General features: G+C 39.0%; 9 protein-coding genes and 1 other annotated feature. Of the genes, 2 read left to right on the top strand and 7 right to left on the bottom strand.

Features of this window, described 5'->3' with window-relative positions; translation table 11 throughout:
* Positions 1 to 84: 84 nt before the first annotated feature.
* The 5 genes from FFM51_RS00905 to FFM51_RS00885 form a co-directional block, all read right to left on the bottom strand.
* Positions 85 to 2340, bottom strand: coding sequence for a glycoside hydrolase family 65 protein (locus tag FFM51_RS00905; RefSeq protein ID WP_137596784.1), 2256 nt, complete (start codon positions 2338 to 2340; stop codon positions 85 to 87).
* 13 nt (positions 2341 to 2353) lie between these two features.
* Entirely contained in the window at positions 2354 to 3709 is a 1356-nt protein-coding gene (locus FFM51_RS00900; RefSeq protein ID WP_137596783.1) for an SLC45 family MFS transporter, read from the bottom strand.
* A gap of 173 nt (positions 3710 to 3882) precedes the next feature.
* Entirely contained in the window at positions 3883 to 4833 is a 951-nt protein-coding gene (locus FFM51_RS00895; protein ID WP_137596782.1) for a LacI family DNA-binding transcriptional regulator, read from the bottom strand.
* A 40-nt stretch (positions 4834 to 4873) separates the two neighbouring features.
* Positions 4874 to 6331 (bottom strand): cardiolipin synthase, encoded by a 1458-nt coding sequence (gene cls, locus FFM51_RS00890; RefSeq protein WP_137596781.1) that lies wholly within the window; start codon positions 6329 to 6331, stop codon positions 4874 to 4876.
* Positions 6332 to 6584: 253 nt separating this feature from the next.
* Positions 6585 to 7322 carry a DNA/RNA non-specific endonuclease gene (locus FFM51_RS00885; RefSeq protein WP_223875868.1) on the bottom strand — a complete coding sequence of 246 codons (738 nt, stop codon included), beginning with the start codon at positions 7320 to 7322 and terminating at the stop codon, positions 6585 to 6587.
* 352 nt (positions 7323 to 7674) lie between these two features.
* Positions 7675 to 7913 (bottom strand) — a binding site (T-box leader).
* 470 nt (positions 7914 to 8383) lie between these two features.
* Between FFM51_RS00885 and FFM51_RS00880 the strand changes: the two genes are divergently transcribed.
* Together FFM51_RS00880 and FFM51_RS00875 are read left to right on the top strand one after the other, a co-directional pair.
* Positions 8384 to 8887 carry a hypothetical protein gene (locus FFM51_RS00880; RefSeq protein ID WP_137596780.1) on the top strand — a complete coding sequence of 168 codons (504 nt, stop codon included), beginning with the start codon at positions 8384 to 8386 and terminating at the stop codon, positions 8885 to 8887.
* A 143-nt stretch (positions 8888 to 9030) separates the two neighbouring features.
* A complete protein-coding gene (locus tag FFM51_RS00875) occupies positions 9031 to 9765 on the top strand; it encodes an aspartate/glutamate racemase family protein (protein ID WP_137596779.1) in 735 nt (244 codons plus the stop codon).
* 182 nt (positions 9766 to 9947) lie between these two features.
* Here FFM51_RS00875 and lepB read toward each other — a convergent pair whose 3' ends face one another.
* On the bottom strand, positions 9948 to 10550 hold the full coding sequence (gene lepB / locus FFM51_RS00870) for a signal peptidase I (protein WP_137596778.1): 603 nt from the start codon (positions 10548 to 10550) through the stop codon (positions 9948 to 9950).
* A 145-nt stretch (positions 10551 to 10695) separates the two neighbouring features.
* Positions 10696 to 12561, bottom strand: a complete 1866-nt coding sequence (gene asnB / locus FFM51_RS00865) for an asparagine synthase (glutamine-hydrolyzing) (RefSeq protein ID WP_137596777.1) — start codon at positions 12559 to 12561, stop codon at positions 10696 to 10698.
* Positions 12562 to 12687: the final 126 nt, after the last annotated feature.

The raw sequence follows: 12687 nt of genomic DNA, 5'->3' as shown, positions 1-12687 counted from the left end.
TTGACTAATCAAATATAGTGACCAAAATGTGCTCAAAAAGCCAGTTTCCCATGTAAGCTAACTGCTTTTTGCCCACTTTCATTTTTATTTGGTTAGTTTAACTTGATCACCCGCCAAATCAATTGTTAAGGGTTCTCCTGACAAAAGACTAATTTGGGTGCCATTTTGATCAACTTTAACTTTAATGATGCGACCTCTAAATAGTTGTCTGAATTGATATGAATCCCATTTCTGCGGTAAAAATGGTGCAAAATGCAGCTGACCATCACGAACCCGCATCCCGGCAAATCCTTGCACAATCGCCAACCAACCACCAGTCATTGAAGTAATGTGGAGCCCATCATCAGTGTCGTTGTTGTAGTTGTCTAAATCTAACCGTGAAGTGCGTTCATACATTTCAACGGCTTGTTTTTCATATTTTAAATCGGCCGCCAACACAGAATGAATTGCTGCCGAAAGGCTGGATTCGTGAACAGTTAATGGTTCATAAAAATCAAAGTTGCGCTTCTTTTGCTCTGGTGTAAAGTCATCAATAAAATCCCAAACGCCTTGTAACACATCGCCCTGCTTAATATATGGTGAGCGTAAAATCTTATCCCATGACCAATGTTGATTGATCGGTAGTTCATCTGCCGGAATTGAGCTGACTGGCTCAATATCTTTATCCAAAAAGCCATCGTGTTGGACAAAAATACCTAGTTCTTTATCTTCCGGCAAATACATCCGATCAACAATATCTTGCCATTGTTGTTTTTCCTGCTCAGTAACTTGTAACTTGGCTGCAACAGCTGGCGTTACTTTGGCCACGGTGGCCAAAGTATATTTGAGTGTCCATTGAGCCAAATAGTTTGTGTACCAATTATTATCCACATTGTTTTCATATTCATCTGGTCCTGTAACACCATGAATCATATATTTATGATTTCGTTTGGAAAAATGAACCCGATCAGCCCAAAAACGAGACATTTCTGTTAAGACCCGACTACCTTCATTTAGCACATAGGATTCATCTCCGGTATAGCGAGTGTAATTATAAATAGCAAAAGCAATATCACCATTGCGATGGATTTCTTCAAACGTGATCTCCCATTCATTATGCGATTCAATCCCATCAAAAGTCACCATCGGGTAAAGCGCACCCTTCAATCCTTGTTCCCGTGCATTATGAAAAGCCCCGTCCAACTGTTGATAGCGATACATTAACAAATTTCGGGTCACTGATGGATCTGTGATACCTAAATAAACTGGTACCGCAAAGGCCTCAGTATCCCAGTAAGTGGCTCCGCCGTATTTCTCACCTGTAAAGCCTTTGGGTCCAATATTTAGACGAGAATCTTCGCCATAATAAGTAGAGAATAGTTGAAATAAATTAAACCGAATACCCTGTTGTGCCGCATCATCACCGTTAATTTGCACATCCGACTTTTCCCACCGTGCGGCCCACACATTCCGATGGGCTGCAAACAGTTGGTCATAGGATTCTTGGGCAACTTGTTGACTGAGCTTAACCATTTGTTGTTCTAGCTCAGCCTGACTAGCATAGTCACGCGAAGTAACAATGATCGTTCGTTTTTCAAATACCGTATGAGCCCCAGCAGCTAATTGGCCTTTGAAATCATTGACTGCTTTGGTATCAGTTTGTTCATGCTGCACTGCATCAAGGTCCGTCTTAACGGTTGCTTGTGTGCCCACAGTGAATCGAGGGGTTCCGAAATTGTTTTCCTTGGTAATTGCCACTACTGTCGCTTGCTGTTGATCCGCGTTTGTGGTTAAAACATTCCAAAACGTTTCATCATAATTAGCATCTTCATTAACTACGTTAGCATCAACTGCCGAGGCTATTTCAATCGTGGCCGCTGTATCGCCAATGTTGTTAGCCGTAATACGCTGGACGACAAGCTCTTTTTGGGCCGCACTGATAAACCGTTCAAAGACCAGTTGGACGGTAGCATCATTTTTATGCACGGTCACTGTTCTAGTCAGGACGGATTGTTGCATGTCTAAATCGAGCTTAAAGTCACTGATTTGATCGTGCGCCAGATCAACCGATTCACCGTTAATTTTAATATCGGTGGCCATAAAATTGATTGCATTAATTACCTTACCAAAGTATTTTGGATAACCATTCTTCCACCAACCAACTCTAGTTTTATCTGGAAACCAGACACCGCCTAAATAAATCCCCGGCAGTGTATCACCAGTATATTGTTCTTCAAAGAACCCGCGCATCCCTAAATTACCATTACCTAAACTAGTCATTGATTCTTGCAGCCGTTTATTGGCTGGATTCCAGTCAGTCGTCGTAACATGCCATGGCCGAACATCAAATATTCTTTTCATTAGCTTAAACTCCTTATTCACCGTAAGTTTCTGTAATTCCATTAACTGCTATGGCCCCAATTGCCATCAAAATCCCGGCCAATAAAATCATTCCTGGCATGGAAGAACCCATTAATGGGAATAGGGCAAAGCTAGCGACGGATGCAACAATTTGTGGGAGACAGATACTCCCGTTAAACAAACCTAGATAAGTTCCAATATTAGATCCTGACAAAGCATTCGTTAAGATTGTAAATGGGAACGTCATCATGGCCGCCCACGAAATTCCAATCAAAATAAATGAAACTAACAACCACCATTGGTTATGCACAAAGAACACTGAAATAAATCCAAGCGCCCCCAGTACTAAACTGATGGTATAGGCTGGTTTATGCTTATCATTAGGAACTCGTGAAAGTACATATGACCATGCCACTGCGGCTAAAGCATACAACCCGGACAAAATTCCGAACCAGTTACCAGCCTCTTGATAAGCCGCGCTGGAGGCATCAATTGTTTGCCAGACGTTTTTGGCAATGGCGCCCGCACCGTAAGTCCATAAGTACTGAAAACCCATCCAGCAAAAAAACTGCACAATCGTAATGGTCCAAAAAACCTTTGGCGCATCCTTTAATAATGTGAAAATATTGACTTTATCATGTACACTTTCTTCCTTGATGCCATGATAGGCAGCGTATTGAGCTGGATCATACTCATCAACTTTGAAGACCGTAAACAAACTGCAAACAATTAAAATAACCGCCCCGGCATAAAATGAAACCACTACCGATGGTGGTACTGTTCCTTTAGGCGCAGTATTGGCAATTCCCAGAATCGTTAAGAGATACGGAAAGATACAAGCTAACACGGAACCACTATTTGATAATAAACTTTGAATTGAATAGGCAAATCCTTTTTGCTCTTCGTTAACCATGTCCCCGACCATCATTTTGAAGGGCTGCATGGCGACATTAGAAGATAAATCCATAAATAAAATCGTGACTGCGCCAAAAACCAGTGCCGTAACTGAACCAAAACCAAAGCCAAAGCTACCGGCATTAGGCAATAATGCCATCACAATTACCGCAACCACTGAACCCACAATCAGATACGGTAATCGACGTCCGATTTTGGGCAGCCAAGTTCGGTCCGAATAATAACCGACTAATGGTTGAACTACGAGACCTGCCAACGGTGGCAAAATAAAGAAAAAACCTAATTTGTTCGGATCGGCCCCTAACGTTTGAAAAATACGACCCATGTTTGAACTTTGTAGCGAAAAAGCCATTTGAACACCGAAAAACCCAAAGTTCATCATCCAAATGGTGGACATTGATAGTCTGGGCAGTGTATGCGCCTTGTCCCTATTTTGTGTTTGTTCCATTTCCATCCTTATTCACACCTCTCACTAAGTACAAAGCAACAACTGTTTGCAACATTCGGTTAACTGAATAGGGATATTATAAAGCGCTTCCACAATTTGTGCAACCGGTTGCACAAATTTATTTTCAATTTTAGCCATTAAAAACGACGTAACAGCTATCGTTAAGCCATCCGTCGTTTTTAATTAATTTTGTATTCAATTATTTTCTGTGACTGTTGTTCAAACAATAACTCTGCGGCACCTGATCCTAATTTTTTTGGTAACATGTCAACTGTCGCAATTTTCCGCCCTAATAAATTGATCAACGAACTGCGGTTAAAACAAATTGCCGGGACTTCATTTTGCGGCCGAATGGTTTGCCAGGCCCGATAAAAACTAATAAACCCTAAATCATCAGTACTAATTACTGCATCAATTTGCTGGTTGGCAGCTAAAAAACGAGCCAACGACTGTGACAGGTTGACTTTAGGCAGTTCAAAAATAATGGGGGTAAAGCCATTTTGCCGCATACTGGTTTCATAACCCTGCCGGCGATTAACTTCATATTGCCAGCCATACTCAGATTGAACAAATAGCGGATCTTTAACCGCAAAATTTTGAATCAAATAATCAGTAGCGGCCTGCCCGGCAGCTACATTATTATTATCAACAAACCGATCTGCAGATCCGCTTTCCGGCTGACCAATTACCACAAAATTTAACTGCTGTTGGCGTAAATACTTGGTAACTAGGTCATTACTATCAGTATACAGGACTACAAATGATTTTATTTTGGCCTGCTGCACCATTGATTTCACATTTTGTAATAATTTTTTATCGGTAGCCCCCATTGCCACCGACAAAACGAAGTTGTGTAACAATAATTCATCATTAATGCCGCGGAGCATATCAATATAAAATGGATTATCCTGCGAATCTTCGGCAGCTGGCGGAAAAATCACCCCGACCACATTCGCCTTGCCCAACGTTAAATTTTTGGCGTTATAGTTAGGCAAATAACCGAGTTCATCAGCAATTTTCTTAATTTTAACTTTAGTGGCCGCACTAATCCGCGTATTATTATTTAAAGCCCGTGAGGCGGTTGAAACCGACACCCCGGCTTTTTTGGCCACATCCCTAATTTTAATCATGTTGCACCTCCCACCGCTTTAGAGTTCAGCCCGCACCTAATCACAAAATTGGTGATAATAACCGTGAGAAGGTTTGTTTAAAGCGTAACCACAACGACTGCTGGGCAAATCTTTCCGGTGTCATTACCTTGCTTAAACGAACATCTTGCATATAAATTTGTTCTAATTGATCGGCCACCTTATGATCATAAACAAACGTGTTAATTTCAAAATTTAATTTGAAACTCCGAAAATCCATATTAGCCGAACCAACCGATGACATTTTGCCATCTACAACCATGGTTTTGGCATGCATAAAACCGTTTCGATAGAAATAAATTGTAATTCCCTCATCAGCCAATTGACGAGCATAATACTGAGAGGCCCGGTAGACAAATGCATGGTCCGGCATATTAGGAATCATAATTCTAACATCGACTCCTGACATTGCGGCCACCCGCAGAGCATCCAAAACACTATCATCTGGAATCAAGTACGGTGATTGGATCCAAATTCTGTCACGAGCTGAATTAATTAATTTCAGGTAGCCCAATTTAATTTGCTGTAAGTCGGAATCAGGTCCACTTGAAACAATTTGCAAACTAGTCTCACCCTTAACATGGTTGACTGGAAAATACGGTTTATATGCTGTAATTTTATTTTTATCGGTAGCATTCCAATCACGAATAAATCGTTGTTGCAGTGAAAATACCCCGCCACCCACAATCCGCAGATGTGTATCCCGCCAATTACCAAATTTAGGATCTCGACCCAAATACTGATCGCCAATATTAAATCCACCAACATACCCAATTCGACCATCGATGACAACAATTTTACGGTGGTCACGAAAGTTAAGACGAAAATCAAATAGGTTTGAATGGGTTCTTAGGAATGGTTCTGCTGAACCGCCATTAGCACGAAGCTGGTCAAAAAACTTACGCTTAGTTCCCATTGAACCCCATGAATCGTAAATTACCCGAACTTCAATGCCAGATTTAGCTTTTCTTTCCAGTAAATGGAGTACTTCATTACCGATCTTATCGGCATAAAATGTATAAAATTCAATGTGAATACTGTGCGTTGCCCGTTCAATATCTTGTAGCATGTCATGAAATAACTCATTGCCACTCGTAAAAATTTTTAACCGGTTCTTACGAGTCAAAAAGGCGTTATCTGAATTTTGAAATAATGTCACCATCGCCTTAGCAGTGGTCGTAATTTGGTCAGCATATGTGCTATTCATATTACCAATTTCACGTTTTTGTGCTTCTAATGCCTCACTTAGTTCCAATTCAGTTTGTGCTTGAATTAGATCTAACCGTTTATGCGGTAGCTTTCGTCCCAAAAAGGCATACGCGATAAACCCAACTACCGGAACCAATACCAACACTAATAGCCACGCCCACGTTGCGGCAATATCTCTTTTTTCACGAAAGACGGTAAACACAGCCCCAATTGCGTTGACGACGATGATCCAGTAAGAAATAGTTCGAATTAGTTCCCAGCTAATTAACATATCGTACTCCTCAATTTAGTTTCTATTAAATCCCTACACCACTGATTTTAGCATATCTTTTGGTCTGTGCTTAATTGAGTGTATAATCAATGCAACTTCAAACAAAGGATTGGTGAATAAAAATGCCCTTTTATCTACCCATTGGAATTGGCCAAATTCATGCTTTTCGTGTGTTATTGCGTGAAAATCCAGGCTTGGCCATCATTATTTTGCTTCTGCTGATCGCATTAGCATATTATTTGAATAGTCGTCGCTAGTTGGTACTAGTTCCATCCGCATAGTTGAGGGTGACATCATCTTCAATATTAAAAATATAAATATTAAAACTAATTCGTTTATCCTCCACAGACTCGGCCATCATATGAACTCCCCGCGCCAGCAATTCCTGATTTCGAAAAATTGGTTCAACCTGATACCGAACATGATGATTCGTATCCTTGATATAGTCAGCAATTTCATTTTCATAATTTTCCATCCCAGGTGAGTTCAGGCTAGCCGTTCCTGTCATTAAATTTTTCATGTTATTATTTTGCCCTGTCAACTGGTAACCAATCAAATGACTGCGATTATATAACCAAACGGTTTGTCCATCTGAATGAACCTGTTTATTATGCCATCCGGTTGGATCTACATATAGCGGATCACGCTCCGCCTTTGGCATTAAGTCTTGCCCTAACATTGCGTTGGCTGCCCCGACACGATTTAGCTGATCTAAATCATGATATTTTTGCCAACTCCCATGAGCAATGCTTAAATCACTTTGACTAAATGTCGGTTTATTCTGATTAACTTTAATAATTTGATGACCAGAATACTTTAAGTTTGCTAATTGTTTAGTAGAAACGCTCTGACTACTCGTGTTATCAGTTGTCGTATGATTATTGGTTGGTGTATTAATCTGCAGATACCCACCCACTGCAACAATCATCACCGCAATCAAAGTACTAATCAGCGAAATTTTTTGTTTTCTCTTCCTTCGGCGTTTTGCCACTTTTATTTACCCCCATCGATTAAAGCAGTGTAACTATTGTACCAGATTAATGCGAACTGTTGTTCTAAAAAAGACAACAAAAAAAGCTTCGTTTTGATAGCTGGTTACTACCGCGAAGCTTAACTTAATTATTTGATACTATGGGATGTTGCTATGTGTAGAAATTGTACTTCATTAAAACTATGTGTTTTATGTGTGTGGTGAGAAATTGAAACTATGTGTTTGGTTAATGCCCACAAATTTAAAATTTTAATCTGACTAATGTCAGAAATGTCCGATTTCATCGCCACCACCTCTCTTTATTATTTGAACAAAAAAACGCCCTACCAAATACTTCCTAGCGGAAAATACTTGATAGGACGGGAAACACCGTGTTACCACCTAAATTCGTTTAATTATCACTAATTAAACCTCAAAACGTACAAATATACGCAGGCACTGTAATGGATGCATCCAATTTACTTTACTAACAACTGCTTTCAAGTAATCACTCAAGGATGATATTTACCTAACTGTTGTCGACTCCATCTCACCATACTGGAGCTCTCTTGCGAAAACAACTAAGTTACTTTTTCCTCTCAACGTGTTTCATTTTTCTCATTCAAATTTAATTATGTTGTAATCATAATATCATTTTACCTACTTGTCAATGGTTTCAATTAATTTAATTTAAAATAAAATTATGACGTTTAGGTAATATTAATAGTTTCTAATTGTTTTTATAAATAGATTCGCAAATTTATTGCTTTTACTTCACATATTTTTCACACGGCCACGGTATTATAAAAACATACCAATTAAACCTCTTTCATTTACTCCTCCAAAGTAATGTAAAGAATAGCTGTTTCCCGACAGCTAACATAATCCTACTCCTTCAAAAGCCGACTAGTTGAAAAGCTAATCGGCTTTTGTCTATCTCATTTGGAGTGTATAATACAATTGTAGTTTAATAATTTCGTAAAAATAATGTAAAATGTCTTTTCCTTTCACTTGCTTTGATATTATTGTAGCTGCATGTCAGCTAACGCTTTTGCCATACTTATCTATTTTGAGGTGATTTTTTGAACGATCAAGAACCAAATACACGGATGGCTCGTTATGATGAGAAAGAACCTAGCAAAAAAAGCAACCGTCTTTTTCAAAAACGTAATCGAAACCAAAAGAAACCTAATAAACCTAAAAAACCCCGTAAAAAACGACGGTGGTTTCGGATTATTTTATTTGCTTTACTGGGCCTTTTACTAGTTATGATTATTGTTTTTGCAATTAAGCAACGTAACCCGGTCAACACACAAGATACTGATACTACAGTTTCAACTACTAGCAGTAGTTCTCATAAGAAGAAACACAAGTCCTCATCAAGCTCTTCATCAGAAAGTACAACGAACTATCAAGAACAGTACAGTAGTTCTTCATATAGCTATACAGCACCATCAAGTTCCTCAACAGTTCCGCAAAGTTCATCTTCATCTGTATCCTCGAGTTCATCGTATTCAGCACCAGAAAATAATAATTCACCAAGTTCAAGTAATACGCAACCATCTTCTGTCACTCCTACTCAATAACTAAAATGACCTCTATCTAATTTTAGATAGAGGTGTTTTTATTAGTAATTGTTTCACGTGAAACAAACGAAACTTTTCAATTTTTATCACTTTTCAATCATTAATCTGCTATGATAATACCAATATTACTGGAGGCCTAAACAATGGATAACTTTTTTACCATCTTAGGTGGCATGGGCTCATTAGCAACCGAAAGTTTCGTTCGTTTACTCAATGAGCGGACACCAAGTAGCAGTGATCAAGACTATTTAGATTATTTAGTGGTTAATCATGCGACCATTCCCGATCGCTCTTCTTATATAATGGACCACAGCCAAACAAATCCATTACCATCCTTGCTAGCCGATATTAAACAGCAAAGTAAGTTAAATCCCTCTTTTTTTGTCCTAACCTGTAATTCCGCGCATTATTTTTATCCACAAATGCAGAATGCAACATCTATCCCAATGTTGCATATGCCCAAATTAGCTGTGGAGCAAATTAAGGTAATTGCGCCTACCGCTCACCGTGTTGGTATTTTAGGAACTCCTGGATCGATTAACAATGGAATTTATGACGGTCTCCTAACTAATAATGGTTATGAACCAGTTAAGCCGACGCCATCAATTTTAGCTGCAACAGAAAAATTGATTTTTACCGATATTAAACAAAACGGACACGTAAATGCCGCACATTTTCATGCTTTATTAGCCCAAATGCAAACTGAGTTAAATTGTGATGTTATCATTCTTGGCTGTACTGAATTATCATTAGCCCAGGAAAAAGCGCCCGACCATCCCTATCATGTAATTGATGCCCAATCAATTTTAGCCGATAAAACAGTGTCACTTGGATTGAAATTGCAAAAAGGTGCGGGGAAAAATGTTAGGATTTCATAGACTTAATTATCCTTGTTGAGAAATTTGAGTGTTTTTATTATGTTGCTTTTTTGTGGCTGAAATGTGTTCGCAGCCGCAGAAGTTTCCGTGTAACAATAAAATAAGCCACATCCTTCAAGAAACGAAAGATGCGGCTTATTTTATTGTTACACTACAACTTCTATGCACGGCGGTTCACACTCTTAATCAAAGAACTCATTCCATTGCTTATTTACATTATCTCGCTTGGTCTTATTGGTATTCCAGAACGGTACCTTAACCACACCGAGAATCTTCTTTTTTGGCACGAATCCCCAGTAGCGCCCATCATTAGAAACACTCCGGTGATCACCAAGAACAAAATACTCTCCCTTAGGAACCTTCGTTGCTCCAAGATGTTTTGGCCATCGGTTCGTCTGTGAAATGCTAGCCATCGTCCAGTTACCAGTACCAGTTGAACGCTCAGAACTACTAATATAGTCTTGATTAACCTTCTTACCATTAACATACAGGTTGCCATTATTTGCAGAAACCGTATCACCTGGTTTACCAATTACCCGCTTCACGTAATCAGTCTTAACAGCAGCTTGCGGATCAACTCCATTTGCATCAAACACTACCACGCTACCACGGCGAATTTTAGACTGTTTAAATACCAAAACACGTTCATTATTTTCTAGATTAGGTTGCATTGATGGACCATCAACACGTACCAATTGGAACACAAAATCCTTAATTAGTAGTGCTACCAGAAGGCCGATAACGATCGGCACAATCCAGCTAAAAATCTCTTTTAATGCTTTCATTCAATAAATCCCCACTTAATTTGATTTACGCACTTAATTTCTTAAATGTAATTGTAATACATCTTGTCAGATAAGCAAATTAAAAATCTCAGTGCCCTCATCAAAAATAGTAAACAGCACACTAGCATAAACAAAACCTGTTTGTTTATCCCATTAGTTCAGGATATCGCCATTCAACATAAACTTGATGCCAAACCATAAAGGTTAACACCGTCCAAATTTTACGAGCATTATTTTGTTTGTTTGCTCGGTGATCTTGCAACAATCGCCGTACATAATCTTTATTAATATATTCGTCTACTTGCGCCTCATTAATGATATTAACGGCCCAATCGTAGAGCTCATTTTTTAGCCAATATTTAATTGGCACTGGAAATCCTAATTTACGACGATACAGCACATTAGCTGGCGTAAAACTTTCCGCTGCCTTCCGAAGAATATACTTGGTAGTTTTATTAGCCACTTTGAGACTGGCAGGAATTTCACGTGCAACTCGGAAAACCTCTTTATCAATAAATGGTGTCCGTAATTCCAAACTAGCAGCCATTGTCGTTCTGTCAGCATTTAATAATAAATCTCCGACTAACCAAGTATGCACATCAATATCTTCCATTCGACTAATAGGATCAAGTCCACGGTTAGCTAAATAATATGGCTTCGTTATTGTAGTGTACGGGTGGTTTGGATCGAAATGTTTTAATAATTGTTGCTTTTCTGTTTCATTAAATATCTTCGCGTTTCCAACAAACCGTTGTTCAAGGGGGGTCGTTCCGCGCTCAAGAAAACTCTTACCTTTCATACCAGTTGGTAAGTGCAAAGCTAAGTGATGCAACGCACCATTTACCGGACGCGGGAAGCTGCTAAACATTTTTAATGAATTAGGTTCGTTATAAATATTATAACCACCAAACAACTCGTCAGCCCCTTCACCGGTTAATGCTACCTTACAGTCTTTACGCGCTAGCTGCGCCAAGAAAAACTGTGGCACAGCGGCCGGATCTGCCAACGGATCGTCCATATGATACATAAATCGGGGGAATTGTTGACTAAATTCCTCTGGTGTAATTATCTTACTAATATTTTCAACATCTAAGCGCTGGGCTGTTTCCTTCGCAACGTCAATTTCACTATAACCAGTTCGTTCAAATCCAACTGAAAATGTTTTAATTTTAGGACTCAGTTGACGTGCTAACGCCACAATAATTGATGAATCGACTCCACCTGAAAGAAAAGATCCCACCGTTACATCTGCTCGCATATGTTTTTCAACACTATCGCGTAACGCATCTGCAACTTTATCTGCTAGTAACCGTTCATTCGTAACTTTGTGGGGCGTAAAGCTCGGTTCAAAGTAACGCTTAATTTGCATTTCTTGCCCCGGTTTCTTAATAAAATAATGGCCAGCACGAAGCCGATTAATATCTGGACTCATTGTATGCGGATCTGGCACATATTGAAATGTCATGTAATCTTGCAATGCTTGATCACTAATTTTTTGATCATTTAAAATTTTAACAATTGATTTTTTCTCTGACGCAAAATAGATGTTATCATCTTGAATTGCGTAGTGCAGTGGCTTAATACCAAAGTGATCACGGGCACCATAAACTTCGTGTGTTTGTGTATCCCAGACAACAAAGGCAAACATTCCCCTTAAAAACTTGGCGCTTGCCTCACCATATTTTTTATACATCCCTAAAATGACTTCGGTATCACTATCAGTTTTAAATTGATAGCCGTCAGTCCGCAATTCTTGCCGTAATTCTAGGTAATTATAAATTTCACCATTAAAAACAATCCAATACCGTTCCTGATCATAAGACAATGGTTGACTCCCATGAGCCAAATCAATGATACTTAGGCGTCTAAAACCAGCCGTAATATCGTCGTTTTCAAAGTAACCTTCATCATCTGGTCCACGATGAGTAATCACTTGATTCATTGTCTTAATATCTTGTAATGATGCTCCTTCATTGTTTGTTTGATGAATTGCACCAACAAATCCACACATTAAATTTCCTCCCAAATACAAAACCAACCTACAAAAGTTAACGTTCTCCCGAATGCCGTTAACTTAAACGAATAATTTACAAACACGTATTATAATATTTTTTCATCAATTTGTCATGAAAGATAA

Origin of the sequence: Paucilactobacillus kaifaensis, assembly GCF_005405145.1 — a bacterium.
In the GTDB taxonomy this organism is placed as follows: domain Bacteria; phylum Bacillota; class Bacilli; order Lactobacillales; family Lactobacillaceae; genus Paucilactobacillus; species Paucilactobacillus kaifaensis.
Note: the sequence above shows the minus strand (reverse complement) of the source record. Positions and strands in the feature narration are given on the sequence as shown.